Below are 22,478 nucleotides of genomic sequence, written 5' to 3' on the forward strand. Positions count from 1 at the left end.
CCGGCGACGCCGGGGAGCGGCGCGGCACTGCCCTTGGAGATGTGGCGAACAGGCCCGGGGCGCGGACGGATACGCGCACGCGCAGCCTGGGGAGGTGGCCCCGCGGGGACCGCCTGAACTGTCGAGAGCGCCTGGGGCGGCCGAAGGTGGGGTGCGCACCGCTCCGGGCTCTCGCACGGCGCCGAGGGCGCCGTCGGAAGAACCGGCCTGCCGCGTCCCGCAGGACGCCGACTGAGCCAATGACTCATCGTCCGTCCGCACGCACGGTGACGTCAAGGGCTTTTGTCCGATTTTTGACGTAACTTCCCATGACCCGTGGTGACGCCGAGTCACCGCTCCCGATCGTCACCCGCCTCTGCCGTCAGCTCCCCGGACCTCAGCGCTCCGGACGTCAGCTCCCTGGACCTCAGCACTCCGGACGTCAGCGCTCCCCGATCGGACGGCCCTGCGGCTCCTCCGCGATCCGGCGGGCGATCTCGGCCGGCCGCACCGGGCGCCCGAAGTGCCAGCCCTGCGCCCAGTCGCAGCCGATGGTGCGCAGCCGCTCGGCGTCCCTGCGGGTCTCCACGCCCTCGGCGGTGACGTTCAGCCCCAGCGCGTGCGCCATCGACACCAGCCCGCTGACGATGCGCCACCCGGTCGACTCGTCCTTGCCGGGGTCGTGCAGGTCCCCCACGAAGGACCCGGCGATCTTCAGGCCGGAGACCGGCAGGTCGCGCAGGTAGGCGAGGTTGGACCAGCCGGTGCCGAAGTCGTCCACCGCCAGCGACACCCCGAGGTCCACCAGGCCGTGCAGGGTGCGCAGCGCCTCGTCCTCGGGCCCGACCACGGTGGACTCGGTGATCTCCAGCTGGAGCCGGGCCGGGTCCAGGCCGGTGCCGTCCAGGATCCGGCCGAGGTCGGTGACCAGCGCCGCGCTGCGCGCCTGACGCACCGCCAGGTTGACGTTGAGCTGGGGCGCGGCGTCGCCGAACCGCTTGATCCACTCGGCGGCCTGGCCGCAGGCCTGCTCCAGCACCCAGCGGCCGAGCGGCATGATCAGCCCGGTCTCCTCGGCGGTGGTGACGAACTCGTCCGGGCCGAGCACGCCCAGCTGCGGGTGGCGCCAGCGCACCAGCGCCTCCACGGCGGCGAGCCGGCCGTCGCCGAGCGCGTAGAGCGGCTGGTAGTCGATGAAGAACTCGCCGCGGTCGAGGGCGGCCGGCATCCGCACGGACACCGCGTACCGGCTGACCGCGCGGGCGTTCTCCTTCGGGTCGAACAGCGTCCAGCGCCCCCGGCCGGCCTCCTTGGCCCGGTAGAGCGTCAGGTCGGCGGCCCGGACGGCGGCGCCCGGGGTGGTCGTGGACACGCGCCGCTCCAGCACGCCGACGCTCGCGCCCACGGCGAGCTTGTGATCGCCGATCAGCACGGGCCCGGCCAGCGCCTTGAGGACGGTCTTCGCCGCGGCGATCGCCTCCTGCTCGCCCCGGCACTTCTCCAGCAGGACGACGAACTCGTCGCCGCCGAGCCGGGCGACCAGGTGGCCGAGGGGGGAGAGCGCGGCCTTCAGGCGGGCGGCGACGGCGGAGAGCAGCTGGTCGCCGGTGTCGTGGCCGAGGCTGTCGTTGACGATCTTGAAGCCGTCGAGGTCGACGTAGCACAGGCCGAAGCGGGCGCCCGGCTCCGGCTCCTCGAACAGCTTCTCCAGCCGCTCGAAGAAGGCCGCCCGGTTGGGCAGTCCGGTGAGCGGGTCGTGGGTGGCCTGGTGGCGCAGCCGCTCCTGGAGGCGGTAGCGGTCGGTGACGTCCTCCAGCATCGCGACCTGGTACTGCGGCCGGCCGTCGTCGTCGCGGATCAGCGAGACGGTGAGGTGGGTCCAGATGACCTCGCTGTCCTGCCGGTAGTACGGCTTGTCGAACTGGAAGTAGTCCCGCTTGCCGCTGATCAGGTCCTCGTACGCCTCCCACACGCCGGGGGTGTCCTCGGGGTGGACGAGGTCGCCGACCCGGCGGCCGATCATGTCCTCGGGCCCGGCGCCGAACAGGTCCTGCAGGGCCTTGTTCACGGCCAGGATGTTGCCGTCCGTGTCGCCGATGCCGATGCCGATCGCGGCGCTCTCGAACAGGGCGCGGAAGCGGGCCTCGGAGGCGCGCAGCGCCCGCTCGGCCTCCTTGCGGGCGAGGTCGGCGGCGGCCCGGATCGCCTCCTGCTCGCGCAGGGTGCGCTCGCGCAGGGCGGCCGCCCAGCCCGCGGCGAAGGCGCCGGTCAGGGCGGGGCCGCGGTCGTCGCCGACCGGCTGGGCGTGCAGCAGCTCCACCGCGCGGGCGAGCACGACCGGGTCGGTGAAGTGCGCGTCGACCAGCTCCGCGCCGGCCTGGGCGGCCAGGTGCGGCTCGAACGGCTCGTCCTGCTGGGCGCGGTGCAGCAGCGCGGCGGTGCGGGCCACCAGGCGGCCGAGCAGGCCGGGGTGGACGACGGCGCCGTGGTCGCCGGAGAGCAGCCGGGCCCACTCCTCGTGGAACCGCTCCGCGCTGCCGGGGGCCGGGGTCCTGCTCATGCGACCGCCGCCCCGGCGGTCGCGGTTCCGCCTCCGCCGACCGGTCGCCCGCCGCGTCCGGTGCGGCCGCCGGGCCAGATGCGTCCACTGCATCCGATGCGGCCGCTGTGTCTGGTGCGGCCGCTGAGCCCACCGGGCCCGCTGCGTCTGGTGCGGCCGCTGAGCCCACCGGGCCCGCTGCGTCCGCTTCGTCCGCTCAAGGACGGAACCCCACGCCCGCCACCCCGCTCATCCGCTCGGGGTGTTCGCCGACCGACTCCGGCTGGTCCGGCCGCCACTGCGGCAGGTACACCACGCCCGGCTCCACGAGCTCGAAGCCCTCGAACATCGCGGTGACCTGCGCGCGGGTGCGCATGGTCAGCGGGGTCGGCGTCATCCGGTACAGGTTCTGGTGGTCCTCCGCCTGGTCGGGGCGGCCCTCCGAGGAGGCGTGCGAGAGGACCAGCGCGCTGCCGGGCGCAAGCGCGTCGCGGATCGTCGCGATCAGCTTCCACGGGTCCTCGTCGTCGCTGACGAAGTGCGCGACGGCCACCAGCAGGACGCCCACCGGCTCGCCGGCCTCCAGCAGCCCGGCCACCTCGGGGTGGGCCAGCAGGTCCGCGTCACGCAGGTCGGCCTGCACGACGGCGCACCCCGGGTCGTCCGCCAGCAGCAGCCGGCTGTGCGCGACGGCCACCGGGTCACGGTCGACGTACACCACCTGCGCCTCGGGGCGGATCGCGCGGGCGATCTCGTGCACGGCGCCGAAGGTCGGGATGCCGGAGCCGATGTCCAGGAAGCGGGAGATGCCGCGCTCGGCGAGCAGCGTCACGGCGCGGCGCAGGAAGGCCCGGTTGGAGCGCATGATCTGGGGCAGCTCCGGCCACAGGGCGAGCGCCTTGCGGGCCATCTCCCGGTCCACCTCGAAGTTGTGCGATCCCCCGAGGTAGTAGTCGTAGACCCGTGCGGCGTTCGGTTTGTCCAGGTCCGTGCCTTCCGGTACCCAGCTCGGTCGCCGCATGCCTGTGACTCCTTCACTCCGGTTCTGGGGCAGCAGCGACCACAGGCCACTGCTGTGACAGATGAGACTACAAGCACAGAAGATCCTCCCCCGCACCCCGAACGGGTGCAAGCGGAGTGTCCGCTTCCCGCCCTGTCCCCCGCTCCGTCTCCCGCTCCGTCCGGCGGGCGCTGCCGACGGAGCTGCCGGGCGGGAGCGGGCGGCGGGGGCGCCGGGCGGGCACGGAGCCGAGAATGGAGGTGATGGCCGGACGCATCGAGGACTACGCCCTCATCGGCGACCTGCAGACCGCCGCCCTGGTCGGCCGGGACGGTTCGGTCGACTGGCTGTGCCTGCCCCGCTTCGACTCCCCCAGCTGCTTCGCCGGACTGCTCGGCGACCCCTGCCACGGCGCCTGGCGGCTCGCCCCCGCGGGCGCCGGCACCTGCCGCACCCGCCGCTACCGGGGCGACAGCCTCGTCCTGGAGAACGAGTGGCACACCGCCGCCGGGCAGGTCCGGGTCACCGACTTCATGCCGCAGCGCGGCCCGGACGGGCGGCGCGCCCCGCAGCTGATCCGCGTCGTCGACGGCCTCACGGGCAGCGTTCCGATGCGCGGCGCGCTGCGGCTGCGCTTCAACTACGGGCGCGTCGACCCCTGGGTGCGGCGCACCGGACACCACCGGGTCGCCGTCGCCGGGCCCGACTCCGCCTGGCTGCGGGTGCCCGACGGCGTGCACACCTACGGCCTCGACGGGGTCACCACATCCGATTTCACCGTCGCCGCCGGGCAACGCGTCCCGTTCGTCCTCACCTGGCAGCCCTCCCACCTGGCCACCACCCCGCGCACCGACCCCGACCGGGCGCTGCTCGACACCGTCTCCCGCTGGCAGCACTGGGCGGCCGGGTGCCGCTACCAGGGCGAGTGGCGGGCCGCCGTCCTGCGCTCGCTGATCACCCTCAAGGCGCTGGCGTACGCGCCCACCGGCGGGATCGTCGCCGCGCCCACGGCGTCGCTGCCCGAACGGATCGGCGGGGCGCGCAACTGGGACTACCGATTCTGCTGGCTGCGCGACTCCTCCATGACGCTCTCCGCCCTCCTGCGCAGCGGGTTCCGCGAGGAGGCCGTCGCCTGGCGCCGCTGGCTGCTACGCGCCATCGCCGGGGACCCTGGCGACCTCCAGGCCGTCTACGGGGTCGCCGGCGAGCGCGTGCTCGGCGAGACCACCGCCGACTGGCTGCCCGGCTACGAGGACTCGCGGCCGGTGCGGTTCGGCAACGCCGCCGTCGGCCAGCTCCAACTCGACGTCTACGGCGAGGTGGTGGACACCCTGCACCTCGCGCTGCTGGCCGGTCTGCCGATGGAGCGGCACGTCTGGATGCTGCTCCGGGCGCTCATGGCCTACCTGGAACAGCACTGGCGCGAACCCGACGAAGGACTGTGGGAAGTGCGCGACGGGCGGCGGCACTTCGTGCACTCCAAGGTGATGTGCTGGGTCGCCGCCGACCGCGCCGTCCGGCTCGCCGAGGCCACCGGGCTGCCTGCGCCGACGGAGCGGTGGCGGGCGATGCGCGACGCCGTCCACGCCGACGTGTGCGCCCACGGCTACGACCGGCGGCGCGGCGTCTTCGTCCAGCACTACGGGGGGCGGGGGCTGGACGCGGCCACCCTGTTCGTCGTCAAGAGCGGGTTCCTGCCACCGGACGACCCCCGGGTCGTGCGCACCGTCGACGCCGTCCGCGACGGGCTCGACCACGGCGGACTGGTCCGGCGGTACCGGGCCGGACGCTCCGGCGGCGGGCCTGGCCGGGACGGGTGGGCGGTGGGTGGGCTCTCCGAGGGCGGGCCCTCCGGGGACGGGCCGGCCGAGGACGAAGGCGCCTTCCTCGCCTGCTCGTTCTGGCTCGCCGACGCGCTCGCCGCCACCGGACGGGCGGACGAGGCGCGCGAACTGTTCGGGCGCCTGGTCGGGCTCGCCAACGACCTGGGCCTGCTCTCGGAGCAGTGGGACCCGCACGCCGGACGCCAACTCGGCAACACTCCACAGGCGTTCAGCCACGTCGCCCTGGTCAACACCGCGTTCACGCTGACCCGACCGGACTAGGCTGGGGCCGTGGACCCCAACCACTACCGCTTCCGGGGCACGTGGCAATTCGCCGCGCCCGCACGGGAGGTGTTCGCGGCGCTGGAGGACGTGCGGAGCTACCCGCTGTGGTGGCCGGAGATCCGGGAGGTGCGGCAGACGGGCGAGGAGGAGGGTGAGGTGGTGGTGCGCGCACTGCTGCCGTACACGCTGGTGATCGGGCTGGAGGCGCGCCGACGCGACCCGGTGGCGGGGGTGCTGGAGGTCGCCATGCGGGGCGACCTCGCCGGGTGGTCCCGGTTCACCGTCACGCCGGAGGGCGCGGACCGCTGCCGCGTGCTCTTCGAGGAGGACACCCGCCCCGGCAAACCCCTGCTGCGCCGCCTCGCCCTGCCGCTGCACCCGCTGTTCCGGGCGAACCACGCGGTGATGATGCGACGGGGACGGCGCGGCCTGGCCCGGTACCTGGCGGCGGCGGGCGGGTGACGGCCGACGGGGTTCGGCGGACGGATTTCAGATAACAGATTTCAAAATCTGTCCGCTGAAATCTGTTATCTGTTTTCTGTCATCTGTCAGCGGTCACTCGTCAGCGGTCACCCGTCTCACCGATCACTTGTCCGCCGGGAACAGCCACCTCCGCAGCCACCGCGTCACCAGCGGCAGCGCCGCGTACGTCATCAGCCCGCTGATGAGCGGCGCGGTGACCAGTGGGCGGACCGGCACCGGCAGGCCCGCGAGGTAGGGGCCGATCAGCACCGTGGACGCCACGACGAGCGGGGCGATCGCGAGCGTCGAGGCGACTGCCATCCGCCAGCGCACCGGCGGGCGGCGCTGCGCCGCGCCGGGCGTCGTGGCGAACCAGCCCTCCATGCCCAGGATCTCGTGCCGGTGCACCTCGTAGTGGTGGCCGTCCGCCTTCTCGAAGCAGGCCGCCCGGGCCGGGGAGGCCTGCCAGGCGCGGAAGGCCCCGGCGTCACGGAAGTGCAGCAGCAGGTGCCAGGGTTCGCCCGGCCCGGCCGGGCGCAGCAGCCCGGTGCCGAGGTTGCCCTCGTGGGCGGACGCGGCGGCGAGGATGTTCTTCGCCCACGCCTCGAACGCCTCCTCGTAGCCCGGCTCGACCCGCCGGGCCACGAACAGCGTGACCTCGTCGCCCTGTTCGGTGGCCGTCTCCTGCGCCGTCATCGCCATCCGCACCGCCCGCCTCTCCCCCGTGCGCCTGCCGTTCGCAGGCCGCCCGGAGCATACGGCCCACCCCCCGCGCCCCGCCCGCCGCGCCCGAAGCGTGGGACGGGCCGGCTCCGCCGGGGTTAGCGTGGCGGCGCACGCCCGACGCCCCGGAGGCCCGCCGTGAGCCGCAGCCCGAGCACCCCGCCCCGCACACCCTCCCCCGCCCGCACCGCCGCCACGCCCGACTTCGGCTTCGGGCGGCCCTTCGACCGGTCCGGGACCGGGAGCAGCAAGTGGGCGCGTGCGGCGGCGCCGGGGGTGATCGCCATGAGCCTCGCCGACATGGACCTGCCCGGCCCGCCGGCCGTCGCCGAAGCGCTCACCCGCCGGGCCCGGCACCGGGCGTACGGGTACACGGTGTGCGACCCGGCCGGGCGGGAGCTGGTGGCGCACTGGTACCGGACGCGGCACGGCGTCGCGGTCGACCCGGACTGGGTGCTGCTCCTGCCGTTCGGCCCGCGCACCGCGATCCGGCTGCTGCTGGAGGCCGTACGCCCGGAGGCGCCCGTCGCCTTCCCCACCCCGGAGTGGGGCGGCTTCGCCCAGGTCTGCCGCGCGGCCGGCCTGCCGTACCGCGAACTGCCGCTCATGCTCCGCCCGGAGGACGGCTACCGCCTTCCGTCCGGTCTGCTTCCCCGCCCCACCTCCGTGGTGCTGCTCAGCAGCCCGCACAACCCGTCCGGCCGCGTCTGGCCCGCCGGGGACGTCCGCGCCCTCGCCGAGGAGGCGGCCGAGGCGGGCGCGCTGCTGGTCTCCGACGAGGTGCACGGCGACCTCACCCACCCCGGCCACACCCACCCCGTCGCCGTCACCACCGTCGACGAGCCGCTCCGCGCCCGCACGGTCACGCTCAACTCCGTCGGCAAGACCTTCAACGCCTCCGGCCTCCCGAGCAGCTTCGCGCTCGTGCCCGACCCGGCCCTACGCACCCGGCTGCTCGACACCATGGCGGGCTTCGGTTTCTGGGAGGGCGGCCTCGTCGAACAGACCGTCCAGCACGCGGCGCTGAGCGAGGGCGGCCCCTGGCTGGACGCCCTGCTCGCCCACCTCGCCGCCGCCCGCGAGCGCCTGACCGACCTCCTCGGCCCCGCCGTCCGCTCCGCGCCGCAGGCGTCCTACCTGCTCTGGCTCGACGCCGCCGCGCTGGGGCTCCCCCCGGCCGCCGCCCGCCGGGCGCTGCTCGACCGCTGCGCACTGGAAGCCTCCGACGGCACCGAGTTCGGCGCCGAGTCCGACACAGAGTCCGGCCCCGGGTCCGTCCCCGGTGGCCACGGCGCGCTGCGCCTGAACTACGCGCTGCCACAACCGGTGCTGGAGACCGTCCTCGAACGCCTCGCGCGGATCCGAGCACGGGCGTGAAGACCCCCGGGGCAACCCGTGAAAGCGCCGTCGGACTCCGCACGGAATACCGCCGAACGACGTTCACGGACAGTGCCGTTCACCCGATTGCACCGCCCCTGACCTGCAAAGACGAACATTCACGCGAATTTTGCGGGGCGCCCCCGCATGCTCCGTAGCAGACTGGGCAAAGTAGACCGGGCCGCAATCGTGATCCCGAGGATGGTAAGTCCGGTGATACCCGTATCCCCAGCCACTCCGCCCGACCGGCAGAGCCCCCCGACGCCTCCGACCAAGGTCACCCCCTTGACGGAGTCGGGAGCGCGCAGCCACGTATCGGGGGTGTGTTTCAAGATCGGTCCGCCCCGGCTGGTCGGTGTCGAGGTCGAGTGGTTCGTCCACGACGACCGATGTCCCAGCCGGCCCGTCCCCCCTGAACGGACCCACGCCGCCCTCCGTTCGCTGCCGCTCGGCGGCGAGGACGGCACATCGCTCCCCTCCGGTTCGCGCCTCACGCTCGAACCCGGCGGACAGGTCGAGCTCAGCTCCCCGCCCGCCACCGGCCTCCTGGCCTGCGTCGACGACACCCGGCGCGATCTGACCGCCCTGCGGGCCGCGTTCGCGGCGCAGGGCCTGCGTCTCACCGGCACCGGTACCGACCCCCTCGCCCGCCCCCGCCGGATGGTCCTCGACCATCCCCGGTACCTCGCGATGGAGCGGCACTTCGACTCCGCCGGCCCCTGGGGCCGCATCATGATGACGGGCACCGCGTCCCTCCAGGTGTGCCTGGACGCCGGCGACGCGGACGGCCCGCACGCGGTGGACCGGCGCTGGCTGCTGGCGCACCGGCTCGGCCCGGTGCTGGTCGCGGCCTTCGCCAACTCACCGCTGCTGGACGGGAAGCCGACCGGCCACCGGTCCACCCGGCAGACCGTGTGGTCCCGGATGGACCCGACCCGCACGCTCGCCCCGGCCCCCGACCACGGCGACCCGCGCGAGGCGTGGGCGCAGTACGTGCTGGACGCCGAAGTGCTGTGCGTGCGCCGCCCGGACGGCCTGCCGTGGACGGCTCCGCGCGGCCTCACCTTCCGCGACTGGCTGCGCGGCGCCGGCGAACGCCCGCCCACCCTGGCCGACTTGGACTACCACCGCACCACCCTCTTCCCGCCGGTGCGCCCGCGCGGCCACCTGGAGCTGCGGATGATCGACGCCCAGCCCGGCGACGGCTGGGTGGTGCCCGCGGCCCTGGTCACCGCGCTGCTGGACGACCCGGTGGCCGCCGACGCCGCACTCGCCGCGCTGGAGCCCCTGGAGCCGCTGGAGCCGTTGAAGGCGCCGGGGCCGCCGCGGGGCGCGGACGGGCCGCGCCCGCCGCGCACCGACGTCTGGCGCCGGGCCGCCACCCTGGCCGTCGCCGACCCCGAACTGCGCCGCGCCGCGCTCGCCTGCTTCGCCGCCGCCGACGCCGCGCTGGGCCGCCTGCCCGGCGCCGCCCGGCTGCGCGCCACCGTCGCCGAATTCGCCGAGCGCTACCCCGCACGCGGCCGCTGCCCGGCCGACGACCAGCTGGACGCCCTGCGCGCCGGCACCCGACGCACTCCCCCGGAGGAGGCCGCCCCATGACCGACGTCCGACCCCCCGCCGAGGCTCCGGCGGGCACCGAGTCGCTGCGCGACGCCATCGCCGCCGAGCTGCTCGCCGCCCGTGCCCGCACCGCCGCCCTCACCGACTGCGTCGAGGACCACGACCTCACCGCCCAGCACTCGCCGCTGATGTCGCCGCTGGTCTGGGACCTGGCCCACATCGGCAACCAGGAGGAGCTCTGGCTGCTGCGCAACGTCGGCGGCCACGACCCGATGCACCCGGAGATCGACCCGCTCTACGACGCGTTCCAGCACCCGCGCGCCGAACGTCCCAGCCTGCCGCTGCTGCCGCCCGGCGAGGCCCGCGCGTACGCGCACGAGGTGCGCGGCCGGGTGCTCGACCTGCTCGCGGCGAGCCCGCTGGAGGGCGCGCCGCTGCTGGACGCCGGCTTCGCGTTCGGCATGATCGCGCAGCACGAACAGCAGCACGACGAGACGATGCTGATCACCCATCAGCTCCGCAAGGGCGAACCCGCCCTGGCCGCACCCCCGCCACCGCCCGCGCCCGCGGACGCCGCCACGCTGCCTGCCGAAGTCCTCGTCCCCGCGGGGCCGTTCACGATGGGCACGGACATCGAACCGTGGGCGCTGGACAACGAGCGCCCGGCCCACGTCGTCGACCTCCCGGCGTTCCGGCTCGACACCACCCCCGTCACCAACGGCGCCTACCTGCGCTTCATCGCCGACGGCGGCTACGACGAGCCGCACTGGTGGACCCCCGAGGGCTGGGCGCACCGGCGGCAGGCCGGCCTGACCGCCCCGCTCTTCTGGCGGCACGAGGACGGCCAGTGGCTGCGCCGCCGCTTCGGCACGCTGGAGCCCGTCCCGCTGGACGAGCCGGTGCTGCACGTCAGCTGGTACGAGGCGGACGCGTACGCCCGTTGGGCCGGGCGGCGGCTGCCGACCGAGGCGGAGTGGGAGAAGGCCGCCCGGCACGACCCGGCGACCGGCCGTTCGCGCCGCTACCCCTGGGGCGACGGGAGCCCGACGCCCGACCACGCCAACCTCGGCCAGCGCCACCTGCGCCCGGCCCCGGCCGGCAGCTACCCGGCGGGCCAGTCCCCGTACGGCGTCCGGCAGTTGATCGGCGACGTGTGGGAGTGGACGGCGAGCGACTTCCGCCCGTACCCGGGCTTCCGGGCCTGGCCGTACGAGGAGTACTCGGAGGTGTTCTTCGGGCCCGAGTACAAGGTGCTGCGCGGCGGCGCCTTCGCGGTCGCGCCGGTGGCCTGCCGGGGCACCTTCCGCAACTGGGACTACCCGGTCCGCCGGCAGATCTTCTCCGGCTTCCGCACGGCCGCCGACGTCCCCGACCAGGGCGATGCCTGATGTGCCGACACATCGCCTACCTGGGCCGGCCGGTGGCACCGGGAGAGCTGCTGGTCGTGCCGCCGTACGCGCTGCACCGCCAGTCCTGGGCGCCGCGCACGCAGCAGCACGGCACGATGAACGTCGACGGGTTCGGCCTCGGCTGGTACGCGGACGGCGACGAGATCCCCGCCCGCTACCGCCGGGCCGGGCCGATCTGGGCGGACGCCGCCTTCGCCGACCTCGCCCGGGTGATCCGCACCCGGGCGCTGCTGGCGGCCGTCCGCTCCGCCACCGAGGGGTGCGCGGCCGGCGAGCACGCCGCCGCACCGTTCTCCGCCGGGCGCTGGCTCTTCAGCCACAACGGCGCGGTGGCCGGCTGGCCGGACAAGCTCGACGCGCTCGCCGGGCTGCTGCCCGCCGCCGAGCTGCTGGACCTGGAGGCGCGCACCGACTCCGCCCTCGTGTGGGCGCTCACCCTGCACCGGCTGCGCACCGGGGCCGGGCTGGGCGAGGCGCTCGCGGCCACCGTCGCGGACGTCACCGAGCACACCACCGGGCGGCTCAACCTGCTGCTGACCGACGGCCGCTCGGTCGCGGCGACCGCCTGGGGCGACACACTGCACCACCGCACCCTGCTGGGGGGCGGTCTCGTGGTGGCCTCCGAGCCGTACGACGACGAGCCCGGCTGGACGGCCGTCCCCGAGGGCTCGCTCCTCGTCGCCGGCGCCGAAGCCCTGGCCGGTGCCGAAGCCCTCGCCGGTGCGGAAACCCTGGCCGGCGCGGAAGCCGTGGCCGGCGCCGGAGCCCCGAACGGCCTCGACGCCACCGCCGCAGCCCTCACCGAAGCCGGACCGGACGGACCTCCTCCGGCGCCGGCCGTCATCGTCCGCCCCCTCCCCCGCCGCGGCTGAGCCCGCGCCCTACCTTCACCTTCTGAACAGAGGACCGCCCTGTCATGAACAGCTTTGACCTCACCAGGCTGCTCCCCGCCGACCACTTCAGCACCGCCTTGCGCCACGACGTGCAGCACGGCCTGACGTCCGAACCCAAGTGGCTGCCCCCGAAGTGGTTCTACGACGCGCGCGGCAGCGACCTGTTCGAGGAGATCACCAGGCTGCCCGAGTACTACCCGACCCGCGCCGAACGGGCCATCCTCACCGCCCGGGCCGGCGAGATCGCCGCCGCGACCAAGGCCCGCACGCTCGTCGAGCTCGGCTCCGGCTCCTCCGAGAAGACCAGGCTCCTGCTGGACGCCCTGAACGACCTCGGCACGCTGCGCACCTACGTCCCGGTGGACGTCAGCGAGAGCGCGCTCACCTCGGCCGGCGAGGCGCTCGCCGCCGACTACCCCGGGGTCGCGGTGCACGGCGTGCTGGCCGACTTCACCGCGCGGCTCGGCCTGCCGCCGGACGGCGCCCCGCGCCTGGTCGCCTTCCTCGGCGGCACCCTCGGCAACCTGCTGCCCGACGAGCGCACCGGCTTCCTCGGCGGCCTGCGCGCCACCCTCGACCAGGGCGACCACCTGCTGCTCGGCACCGACCTGGTCAAGGACCCGGCCGTGCTGGTCGCCGCCTACGACGACGCGTCCGGGGTGACCGCCCAGTTCAACCGCAACGTGCTGAACGTGCTCAACCGCGAGCTGGGCGCCGACTTCGACCCGGACGCCTTCGAGCACGTCGCGCGCTGGGACGCGGAGCGGGAGTGGATCGAGATGCGGCTGCGCTCGCTGCGCTCCCAGACCGTGAAGATCCCGGTCCTGGACCTGCCGGTGCACTTCGACCGCGGCGAGGAACTGCGCACCGAGGTGTCGGCCAAGTTCCGCCGCGAGCGGGTGGCCGAGGAGCTGGCGGCGGCCGGGATGCGGCTGACCCACTGGTGGACGGACGAGGAAGGCCGCTTCGGGCTGTCGCTGTCCGCCCCGATGTGAGGCGCCCGGCGGGCGGCGCGGCGCAGCGGCGCGGCGGCGGAGCAGCCGTCGCGCCGCCCGCCGCGGGACCTCGTCGGCCCCAATTTGCTTGTTCACCTTACGAATTCTAGGAGCAAAACTTGAGGAGCCCGGTGTACAAGAGTTAAACGAACAGGGGTTACGATCTCGGCTACCGAGCTCAGCGTTGAGTACCAGGAGTCAAGATCGTGAGCGTCACCCAGAAGCCCTCCGGGGCGGTCGAGGCCACCGCGCCCGGCCGCCTCGGCTTCGTCGTCTTCATCACCGCCGCCGCAGCCCTCGGCGGGTTCCTGTTCGGCTACGACAGCTCCGTGATCAACGGCGCCGTCTCGGGCATCCAGGAGAAGTTCGGCGTCGGCGACGGCGTGACCGGTCTGATCGTCTCCTCGGCCCTGCTCGGGTCGGCGATCGGCGCCGCGGTGGCCGGCCGGTTCGCCGACCGCTACGGCCGCATCAAGGTCATGAAGGCGGGCGCGCTGATGTTCGCCGTCAGCGCCGTCGGCTCGATGCTCCCGTTCTCCGCGTGGGACCTCGCCTTCTGGCGCGTGCTGGGCGGCGCCGCCATCGGCATCGCCTCGGTGATCGCGCCGACCTACATCGCCGAGGTCGCGCCGACCAGGTACCGCGGCCGCCTGGCCTCCTTCCAGCAGGCCGCGATCGTGCTCGGCATCGCGATATCCCAGCTGGTCAACTGGGTGCTGGCGGACGCCGCCGGCGGCGACACCCGTGGCAGGCTGCTCAGCCTGGAGGCCTGGCAGTGGATGCTCGGCATCTGCGTGATCCCGGCAGCCGTCTACTTCGTGCTCTCCTCGGTCATCCCCGAGTCCCCGCGCTACCTGATCCAGGCCGGCCGCCTCGACGACGCCCGCACCGTGCTCGCCGAGGTCGAGGGCGAGGGCGTCGACACCGACGCCCGGATCGCCGAGGTCCAGGCCCTGATCGCCTCCGACCACCGCCCGCGCTTCCGCGACCTGCTCGGCGGCCGCTTCGGCCTGCTGCCGATCGTCTGGGTCGGCATCGGCCTGTCGGTCTTCCAGCAGCTCGTCGGCATCAACGTGATCTTCTACTACTCGTCGATCCTGTGGCAGTCGGTCGGCATCGACCAGAGCAACTCGCTGCTGATCAGCTTCATCGGCTCGGTCATCAACATCCTCGGCACCGTGATCGCGATCCTGCTGGTGGACCGGATCGGCCGCAAGCCGCTCGCCCTGATCGGCTCGGCCGGCATGGCCGTCGCCCTCGGCGCCGCCGGCTGGGCGTTCTCCTCGGCCACCGGCAGCGGCGACAACGTCACCCTGCCCGACCTCCAGGGCACCGTCGCGCTGGTCGCCGCCAACGCCTTCGTGCTGTTCTTCGCGATGTCGTGGGGCGTGGTCGTCTGGGTGATGCTCGGCGAGATGTTCCCGAACCGCGTCCGCGCCGCCGCCCTGTCCGTCGCCGCCTCCGCGCAGTGGATCGCCAACTGGGCGATCACCGTCTCGTTCCCGTCGATGTCCCGCTGGAACCTGTCCGCGACCTACCTGATCTACGCCGCCTTCGCCGCGCTGTCGATCGTCTTCGTGGCCAAGTACATGAAGGAGACGAAGGGCGTCCGCCTGGAGGACATGGGCTGACGGGAGGACACGGGCCGCTCCGCCGGCCCCGGACCTCCGGCCCCCGCACCCTAGCGCGATCAGCGCGGGTGCGGGGGCCGAATCGTTCACTCTCTGCGGCGGGCCGGCCGGCTCCGGTACTCCTGTTCGGCAGGAGGGATGTCTTGATCTTCAACCGGCTTCGCACCCGCAGATCCGCCGCCGCGCCCGCCGGCGGCTGCCCGTACGCCCACACCCACCCCGGGTCCCACCCCGCCGGGCCACACGCCGCCGGACCCCACGACCCCGGGTCCCACGCTTCCGGGCCCCACGGTTCCGGGCCCCACCCCGCGGAGCCCCGCACCGCCGGCGCGGGCGACGCGCTGCTCCCGGCGGACCCGCCATTCACCGACCCCGCCCAGGCCACCTCGTTCGTCCGGCAGTTCCACCACGAGCAGCCCGCGGCCGGTGGCGACCCGGACGAGCGGATACGCGCCGTGCTCGACGAGATCGACCGCACCGGCACCTACGAGCACACCCCCGCCGAGCTCGCCTACGGCGCCAAACTGGCCTGGCGCAACGCCGCCCGCTGCATCGGCCGGCTGTACTGGCGCAGCCTCGTGGTGCGCGACCTGCGCCACCTCACCTCGGCCGACGACATCGCCGCCGAGTGCTTCGAACACCTGCGGCTGGCCGGCAACGGCGGCCGGATCCGCCCGGTCGTCTCGGTGTTCGCCCCCGACCGGCCCGGCCGGCCCGCCGCGCGCATCCTCAACCAGCAACTCGTCCGCTACGCCGGCCACCGGACGACGGCCGCCGACCCGGACGACGGCCCGTCCGACGGCCCGGACGGCATCCCCGACGGCATCACCCACGATGTCACCGGCGGCGTGACCGGCGGCGTGACCGGCGACCCGGCCGGCGTCCAACTCGCCGCCCTCGCCCGGGACCTGGGCTGGAAGTGCGCCGAGGACCGCTTCGAGGTGCTGCCCCTGCTGATCCGGGAACGGCCCGGCGAGCGCCCCGAGTGGTACCAGCTCCCGGACGACACCACGCTCGAAGTCCCGCTCTCCCACCCCGAGTTCGCCTGGTTCGCCGAACTCGGCCTGCGCTGGTACGCGGTACCGGCGATCAGCGACATGACACTGGAGATCGGCGGCGTGCGCTACCCCGCCGCACCCTTCAACGGCTGGTACATGGGCACCGAGATCGGCGCCCGCAACCTCGCCGACGCCGACCGCTACGACATGCTCGCCACCGTCGCCGGACGGCTCGGCCTGGACACCTCCAACGACCGCACCCTCTGGCGGGACCGCGCGCTGGTCGAGCTCAACGTCGCCGTGCTGCACTCCTTCCAGGAGGCGGGGGTGACGATGGCCGACCACCACACCGAGTCGGAGCGCTTCCTCAAGCACGTCGCGCAGGAGAAGCGCCTCGGCCGGCCCACCCCGGCGGACTGGAGCTGGATCGTGCCCCCGGTCTCCGGCGGGCTCACCCCCGTCTACCACCGCTACTACGACCCGGTGGACCCGTCGCTGCGCCCGGCCTTCCTGGCACGCGAGCCCTGGTGACGCGCGGGCGCTGGTGACGCGCGGGCCCTTGTGACGTGCGGGCGCCGGTGACGAGGCGGGGCCGGCCGCCGGCGCGGGCTACGCGCCCGCCCCGGTGAGGCGCTCGAAGCGCAGCGCCAGCCCGTCGAGGAGCGCCTCCAGACCGGTCTCGAACGCGGCCTCGTCGACGGTGCCCCGGTGGCCGGCCAGCCGGTGCGCCTCGCCGAGGTGCGGGTAGTCGGCGACGTCGTACAGCTCCGCGTCCGCCGGGAACCCGGCCGCGAAGGAGGCCAGCGCCGAGCCGGTGACGAAGTAGCGCATCAGCGCGCCGATCCGGGTGGCCTGGCCGCGCGGCCACCCCGCGTCCACCAGGTGCCCGAACACGGCGTCGGCCAGGCGCAGCGCGTGCGGCCGGCGGCCGGGGCCCTGGGCGAGCACCGGGACGATGTTGGGGTGGGCGGCCAGCGCGGCGCGGTAGGAGCGGGCCCAGTCGCGCAGCGCCTCCGGCCACGGGGTCGGCGCCGCCGCACCCGCCGTGCCTGCCGTGCCCGGCGCACCCGCCGTGCCCGGCGATCCGCCGAACATCGACAGGTCGACTTCCCCGATGACGGTGTCGACGACCGCGTCCAGGAGCTCGTCCTTGGTCGCGAAGTGGTTGTAGAGCGACGGCCCGCTGACCGACAGCTCGGTGGCGAGTCGGCGGGTGGAGAGGGCGTCCAGGCCCTCGGCGTCGATCAGCCGCAGCGCGGCGGAGACGATGCGCTCGCGGCTGAGCAGCGGGGTGCGCGGGCGGGCCATCGAGCGGCTTCCTCCGGTTCCTCGGGCGGTCCGTCCGGCCGGAGTCCTCCGGTCGGGTGGGTCGGGGACCGATTCTGACAGGCGCCTCTTCCCAGCACGGCCCGGTCGGAGCTACAGTCCCCCCGTAAAACTTGCAGCGCTAGTTTAATGGGCACGGAAGGTCGGTGGGCGCGACAGCCCCTCGCCGGGCCCGGAACCGGGAGCCGCCGTGAATCTGGAGCTGTCCGAGGAGCAGACCGCCGTCCGGGAACTCGCCGCCGAGTTCACCGACCGCGAGATCGCCCCGTACGCCGCCGCGTGGGACCGCGCCGAGTCCGTGGACCGCGCGATCGTCGGCAAACTCGCCAAGCTGGGCTTCCTCGGCCTCACCCTGCCCGAGGAGTACGGCGGCAGCGGCGGCGACCACCTCGCCTACTGCCTCGTCCTGGAGGAGCTCGGACGCGGCGACTCGGCGGTGCGCGGCATCGTCTCCGTCTCCCTCGGGCTCGTCGCCAAGTCGATCAACAGCCACGGCACCGAGGAGCAGAAGCGCCACTGGCTCCCCCGGCTCACCTCCGGCGAGGCCCTCGCGTGCTTCGCCCTCACCGAACCCGGCACCGGCTCGGACGCGGCCAACCTCACCACCCGGGCCGTCCGGGACGGCGACGACTGGCTGATCAGCGGTGCCAAGACCTTCATCACCAACGGCACCTGGGCCGACGTCGCCCTCGTCTTCGCCCGCACCGGCGGCGACGACCCGCAGCAGCGCGGCCACAAGGGCATCACCGCCTTCCTCGTCCCCACCGACCTGCCCGGCTTCACCCGCACCGAGATCCACGGCAAGCTCGGCCTGCGCGGCCAGGCCACCGCCGAACTCTCCTTCGACGCGGTCCGGGTGCCCGACGGCGCCCGGCTCGGCGCCGTCGGCAAGGGCTTCGGCGTGGCGATGGGCGCCCTCGCCAAGGGCCGGATGTCGGTCGCCGCCGGCTGCGTCGGCATCGCCCGCGCCTGCCTGGAGGCCGCCGTGCGCTACGCCGGGGAGCGCGAGCAGTTCGGCAAACCGATCGCCTCGCACCAACTCGTCCAGGAACTGCTGGCCGGCATCGCCGTCGACGTCGAGGCCGCCCGGCTGCTCACCTGGAAGGTCGCCGACCACATCGAACGCGGCCTGCCGTTCGCCACCGAGTCCTCCGTCGCCAAGCTCTACGCGAGCGAGGCCGCCGTCCGGGCCGCCAACAACGCGCTCCAGGTGTTCGGCGGCTACGGGTTCATCGACGAGTACCCGGTCGGCAAGTACCTGCGCGACGCGCGGGTCATGACCCTCTACGAGGGCACCAGCCAGATCCACCAGCTGCTCATCGGCCGCGCGCTCACCGGCGTCAACGCCTTCTGAGCCCTCCGAGCCCTCTTAGCCACCTGAGCCTCCTGAACCATCCGACCAGGACACCCCCACCCCTCCACTGGACAAGGAGCCCGACGACGTGCGTCCCGTCTACTTCGCCGCCGCCCGCCGCACACCCATCGGCCGGCTGCGCGGAGCACTCGCCACGGTCCGGCCGGACGACCTCTCGGCCACCGTGCTGCGCGCCCTGCTCGCCGACGTGCCCGCCCTCGACCCCGCCCGCATCGACGACGTCTACTGGGGCGCCGCCAACCAGGCCGGCGAGGACAACCGCAACGCCGCCCGGATGGCCGTCCTGCTCGCCGGCCTGCCCGACACCGTCCCCGGCGCCACCGTCAACCGGCTCTGCGCCTCCGGCCTGGAGGCCGTCACGCTCGCAGCGCGGGCGATCGGCTCCGGCGAGGCCGACGTCGTGCTCGCCGGCGGCTGCGAGTCGATGACCCGCGCCCCCTTCGTCCTCCCCCGCCCCGACGAGGCGCTCCCGCACCGGATCGAGACCTACGACACCCGGCTCGGCTGGCGGCTCACCAACCCCCGGATGGCCGAACTGCACGGCGTGCTCAGCATGGGCGAGACCGCGGAGGAGGTGGCCGGCCGGTACGGCATCGGCCGCGAACGCCAGGACGCCTTCGCGCTGCGCAGCCACCAGCGGGCCGCCGCCGCGCGCAAGGACGGGCACTTCGACGCCGAGCTGATCCCGGTCGAGCGGCCGGACGGCGTGACGGTGACCCTGGACGAGGGCATCCGCGAGGACACCAGCCCGGAGAAGCTCGCCCGGCTCAAGCCCGCGTTCCGCCCGGACGGCACCGTCACCGCCGGGAACGCCTCGCCCATGAACGACGGCGCCGCCGGGCTCGTCCTGGTCAGCGAGGAGGCGCTGCGCGACCTGGGCCTGGAGCCGCTCGGCCGGTACGTCGCCGGGGCCTCCGCCGGGGTGCACCCGGACGTCATGGGCATCGGACCGGTGCCCGCGACGCAGAAGGCGCTCGGGCGCAGCGGCTGGTCGATCGGCGACGTCGACACGGCCGAGCTGAACGAGGCGTTCGCGGCCCAGGCGCTGGCCTCCATGGACGGGCTGGGCATCGACCCCGAGCGCGTCAACCCGAGCGGCGGCGCGATCGCCCTCGGCCACCCGCTCGGCGGCTCCGGCGCCCGCATCCTGACGACGCTGCTTCACCGGATGCACCGCACCGGCGCGCGGCGCGGGCTCGCCACGATGTGCGTGGGCGTCGGGCAGGGCACGGCCGTGCTGGTCGAGAACGCCTGACGTTCCGGCTCATTCCTGCGTTCCGCTGGTTCGTTCCGCTCGTTCCAATCCTTCTGCTCGTTCCAATCGTTCTGCTCGTTCCGACGTTCCGGCTCGTGCTGACGTCGTTTTGTCCGGACCTGGTTTTATCCGGACATCCCTTTGTCTACATATCCACCCTCAGGACCCACCCCCAGGGAGTACGAAGTGTCGCGTTTCGCAGGAAAGGTCGCCGTGGTCACCGGTGCGGCGCAGGGCATCGGCGCGGCGACGGCCCGCCGGCTGGCCGAGGAGGGCGCGGCGGTCGCCGTCGTCGACCTCACGGCCGAGCGCGCGGCCGGGACGGTCGCCGAGATCACCGCCAAGGGCGGCACGGCACGGGCGTACGGCTGCGACGTGGCCGACTACGACGCCGTCGAGGCGGTGTTCGCCCGGGTCGCCACCGACCTCGGCGGCGTGCACATCCTGGTCAACAACGCCGGGATCACCCGGGACAACCTGTTCTTCAAGATGCCGAAGGCCGACTGGGACGCGGTGCTGACGGTCAACCTGACCAGCGCCTACAACTGCAGTCACGTCGCGCAGAAGTACATGGTGGCACAGAAGTTCGGCAAGATCGTCTCGCTCAGCTCGCGCTCGGCGCTCGGCAACCGCGGCCAGGCCAACTACGCCGCCGCCAAGGCCGGCATCCAGGGGCTGACCGCGACCCTGGCCATCGAGCTGGGCCCGTTCAACATCAACGTCAACGCCGTCGCGCCCGGCTACGTCGCCACCGCGATGACCGCCGCGACCGCGGAGCGGGTCGGCAGCTCGGCCGAGGAGCACCAGGCCGAGGTGTCCGCCAGGACCCCGCTGCGGCGGGTCGGACAGCCGGAGGAGATCGCCTCGGTGGTCGTGTTCCTCGCGAGCGAGGACGCCTCGTACGTCAGCGGGCAGACCCTGTACGTCAACGGCGGGGCACGCTGACCCGACGAAGGCTTACCCCGCGCCGATGAACTTGGTAAAGTTGGCCAACACGGTGAAAACTGTGAAATCGGCGAGGCTTCCCGACGTGTAGTCAACGGGCCGTCCCAGCAGCGGAGTTACTTTCCCCTGGGACGGCCTTTACCTTTTCGCGTGGCCGAACATGACCATGCCGTTCGTAACACCACCCCACAAAATGACTATGGCATGATCATGTGGCAATCGATGGGATGGCCGGACCGACCCGACCGGACCAAGGTCGGGCCCTGCGTCCCCCAAGGAGTCCCATGGGCAGCCCCGCTACCCTCCGTCGCGCCCTGGCTCTGCTCGCCGTAGGAGCGACCGCCGTCACGGCCGGCACCGTCTCCGTCCCGGCGGTCGGCGCTGCCGTCGCAGCGCCCTCGCACAACCTGGCCGGCGTCCACGTCCAGCCCGCCTCGGCCGGACACCACCTCGCCACGACCCGCCCGGCCCCGCTGACCACCACCCAGTGCGTCAGCCAGATCGGCATCCACTGCTACTCGCCGCTCCAGTACCAGAAGGCCTACAACCTGGGCCCGCTGTACCAGGAGGGCATCACCGGCAAGGGCCGCACGATCGTCATCGTCGACTCCTTCGGCTCGCCGACCATCCAGCACGACCTGGAGGTCTTCGACAAGCAGTGGGGCATCAAGGACACCAACGTCGAGGTCGTCAAGTGGGGCAACGTCCCCGTCTTCGACCCGAAGAACCCCGACCACACCGGCTGGGCCGGCGAGACCACCCTGGACGTCGAGTACGCCCACGCGATGGCCCCCGACGCCCACATCGTCCTGGTCGAGACCGGTGTCGCCGAGACCGAGGGCACCACCGGCCTGCCCGAGATGATGGACGCCGAGAAGGACCTCATCAAGAAGGGCGTCGGCGACGTCATCTCGCAGAGCTTCGGCGCCACCGAGAACACGTTCCCGGGTTACGACAAGGGCGACTTCAAGTCCCTGACCGACCTGCGCTACGCGTTCAAGTCCGCCGCGGCCCACAACGTCACCGTGCTCGCCGCCTCCGGCGACAACGGCGCCACCGACGCGCAGACCAACGGCACCGACCTGTACCCGTACAAGGTCAACTCGTGGCCGTCCTCGGACCCGCTGGTCACCTCGGTCGGCGGCACCCAGCTGACCCTGGACGACAACGGCAACCGCACCGCGGCCGACAAGGTGTGGCACGACAAGTCCGGCGCCGGCGGCGGTGGCGTCTCCGGCATCTTCGAGCGCCCGTGGTACCAGGCCGGCGTCGCCAACGTCACCGGCAACCACCGCGGCACCCCGGACATCAGCATGAGCGCGGCCGTCGACGGCGCCGCCTGGACGTACGAGTCGTACGACCCGACCGCGGTCGGCTGGCACCTCACCGGCGGCACCAGCGAGGCCACCCCGCTGTTCTCGGGCATCGTCGCCCTGGCCGACCAGGCCGCCGGCTACCGCCTCGGCCAGATCAACTGGCGCATGTACGGCCTGAGCCTGCTCCCGAGCGACTGGAGCGGCATCACGGACGTCAAGGACGGCGACAACGGCTGGAACGGCGTCACCGGCTACAACGCGACCGAGGGCTACGACCTCGCCAGCGGCCTCGGCACCATCGACGGCACGAAGTTCGTCCACGCCCTCGCGGGCCGGTGACGGACCTTCATCGGTCACAGCAGGGACGCAGCACGGCAGCTGCACGCGGTAGGGACCTCCGGTAGGGACTTCCGGTAGGCACCTGCGCGACAGCGACAGCACATGCACTGGGCGGGAAGTCGGCGGCGGCCGACATACCCCCCAGTGGCGTTCGGAGGGGTGCGCGTGGGGCGCGAACGGATGACAGCGAACAGGTAACAGCGAACAGATAACAGATTTCGAAATCTGTTATCTGTTCGCTGTTA

The 22,478-nt window shown here is 73.6% G+C and carries 17 protein-coding genes; 13 read left to right on the forward strand and 4 right to left on the reverse strand.

What is annotated here, in order from left to right; all coding sequences use genetic code 11:
- Positions 1 to 421 precede the first annotated feature (421 nt).
- On the reverse strand, positions 422 to 2,539 hold the full coding sequence (locus ACFVU9_RS07070) for a putative bifunctional diguanylate cyclase/phosphodiesterase (protein WP_380446060.1): 2,118 nt from the start codon (positions 2,537 to 2,539) through the stop codon (positions 422 to 424).
- Between the two features lie 196 nt (positions 2,540 to 2,735).
- Entirely contained in the window at positions 2,736 to 3,539 is an 804-nt protein-coding gene (locus ACFVU9_RS07075; RefSeq protein ID WP_387590786.1) for an SAM-dependent methyltransferase, read from the reverse strand.
- A 242-nt stretch (positions 3,540 to 3,781) separates the two neighbouring features.
- Here ACFVU9_RS07075 and ACFVU9_RS07080 point away from each other — a divergent pair, with 242 nt between their 5' ends.
- Together ACFVU9_RS07080 and ACFVU9_RS07085 are read left to right on the forward strand one after the other, a co-directional pair.
- Positions 3,782 to 5,623: a glycoside hydrolase family 15 protein gene (locus tag ACFVU9_RS07080; protein WP_387590789.1), complete on the forward strand. Its 1,842-nt coding sequence runs from the start codon at positions 3,782 to 3,784 to the stop codon at positions 5,621 to 5,623.
- Positions 5,624 to 5,632: 9 nt separating this feature from the next.
- Positions 5,633 to 6,088: an SRPBCC family protein gene (locus tag ACFVU9_RS07085; protein ID WP_380489352.1), complete on the forward strand. Its 456-nt coding sequence runs from the start codon at positions 5,633 to 5,635 to the stop codon at positions 6,086 to 6,088.
- Positions 6,089 to 6,211: 123 nt separating this feature from the next.
- On the opposite strand, the gene ACFVU9_RS07090 is transcribed toward ACFVU9_RS07085, so the two are convergent.
- Complete coding sequence (locus ACFVU9_RS07090) at positions 6,212 to 6,790, reverse strand: antibiotic biosynthesis monooxygenase (protein WP_380437943.1); 579 nt, start codon at positions 6,788 to 6,790, stop codon at positions 6,212 to 6,214.
- A 159-nt stretch (positions 6,791 to 6,949) separates the two neighbouring features.
- Between ACFVU9_RS07090 and ACFVU9_RS07095 the strand changes: the two genes are divergently transcribed.
- The 7 genes from ACFVU9_RS07095 to ACFVU9_RS07125 all read left to right on the forward strand — a co-directional run bounded on the left by ACFVU9_RS07095 (position 6,950) and on the right by ACFVU9_RS07125 (position 16,208).
- Positions 6,950 to 8,188, forward strand: a complete 1,239-nt coding sequence (locus tag ACFVU9_RS07095) for an aminotransferase class I/II-fold pyridoxal phosphate-dependent enzyme (RefSeq protein WP_387590793.1) — start codon at positions 6,950 to 6,952, stop codon at positions 8,186 to 8,188.
- Between the two features lie 321 nt (positions 8,189 to 8,509).
- A complete protein-coding gene (gene egtA, locus ACFVU9_RS07100; RefSeq protein ID WP_387590796.1) occupies positions 8,510 to 9,790 on the forward strand; it encodes an ergothioneine biosynthesis glutamate--cysteine ligase EgtA in 1,281 nt (426 codons plus the stop codon).
- Positions 9,787 to 11,139, forward strand: a complete 1,353-nt coding sequence (gene egtB / locus ACFVU9_RS07105; protein WP_380437937.1) for an ergothioneine biosynthesis protein EgtB — start codon at positions 9,787 to 9,789, stop codon at positions 11,137 to 11,139. Before egtA ends, egtB begins: the two co-directional genes overlap by 4 nt.
- The gene (egtC, locus tag ACFVU9_RS07110; protein ID WP_387590799.1) at positions 11,139 to 12,032 is read left to right on the forward strand and encodes an ergothioneine biosynthesis protein EgtC; all 894 of its coding nucleotides are present in this window, start codon (positions 11,139 to 11,141) and stop codon (positions 12,030 to 12,032) included. The genes egtB and egtC overlap by 1 nt, the downstream gene beginning before the upstream one ends.
- Before the next feature lie 44 nt (positions 12,033 to 12,076).
- Positions 12,077 to 13,048, forward strand: a complete 972-nt coding sequence (gene egtD / locus ACFVU9_RS07115) for an L-histidine N(alpha)-methyltransferase (RefSeq protein WP_387590802.1) — start codon at positions 12,077 to 12,079, stop codon at positions 13,046 to 13,048.
- A 203-nt stretch (positions 13,049 to 13,251) separates the two neighbouring features.
- Positions 13,252 to 14,679: a sugar porter family MFS transporter gene (locus tag ACFVU9_RS07120; RefSeq protein ID WP_387590820.1), complete on the forward strand. Its 1,428-nt coding sequence runs from the start codon at positions 13,252 to 13,254 to the stop codon at positions 14,677 to 14,679.
- A gap of 341 nt (positions 14,680 to 15,020) precedes the next feature.
- Positions 15,021 to 16,208 carry a nitric oxide synthase oxygenase gene (locus tag ACFVU9_RS07125; protein WP_387590822.1) on the forward strand — a complete coding sequence of 396 codons (1,188 nt, stop codon included), beginning with the start codon at positions 15,021 to 15,023 and terminating at the stop codon, positions 16,206 to 16,208.
- A gap of 78 nt (positions 16,209 to 16,286) precedes the next feature.
- Here ACFVU9_RS07125 and ACFVU9_RS07130 read toward each other — a convergent pair whose 3' ends face one another.
- Entirely contained in the window at positions 16,287 to 16,985 is a 699-nt protein-coding gene (locus ACFVU9_RS07130; protein ID WP_380489370.1) for a TetR/AcrR family transcriptional regulator, read from the reverse strand.
- Between the two features lie 208 nt (positions 16,986 to 17,193).
- Here ACFVU9_RS07130 and ACFVU9_RS07135 point away from each other — a divergent pair, with 208 nt between their 5' ends.
- From ACFVU9_RS07135 to ACFVU9_RS07150, 4 genes are all read left to right on the forward strand, one after another.
- Entirely contained in the window at positions 17,194 to 18,357 is a 1,164-nt protein-coding gene (locus tag ACFVU9_RS07135) for an acyl-CoA dehydrogenase family protein (protein ID WP_380489373.1), read from the forward strand.
- Positions 18,358 to 18,445: 88 nt separating this feature from the next.
- On the forward strand, positions 18,446 to 19,633 hold the full coding sequence (locus ACFVU9_RS07140; RefSeq protein ID WP_387590807.1) for a thiolase family protein: 1,188 nt from the start codon (positions 18,446 to 18,448) through the stop codon (positions 19,631 to 19,633).
- 186 nt (positions 19,634 to 19,819) lie between these two features.
- Positions 19,820 to 20,578: a 3-oxoacyl-ACP reductase FabG gene (fabG, locus tag ACFVU9_RS07145; RefSeq protein ID WP_387590810.1), complete on the forward strand. Its 759-nt coding sequence runs from the start codon at positions 19,820 to 19,822 to the stop codon at positions 20,576 to 20,578.
- Positions 20,579 to 20,862: 284 nt separating this feature from the next.
- On the forward strand, positions 20,863 to 22,233 hold the full coding sequence (locus ACFVU9_RS07150; RefSeq protein WP_380437923.1) for a S8 family serine peptidase: 1,371 nt from the start codon (positions 20,863 to 20,865) through the stop codon (positions 22,231 to 22,233).
- The last annotated feature ends 245 nt before the right edge of the window (positions 22,234 to 22,478 follow it).

Source organism: Kitasatospora sp. NPDC057936 (assembly GCF_042887525.1).
GTDB lineage: Bacteria > Actinomycetota > Actinomycetes > Streptomycetales > Streptomycetaceae > Kitasatospora.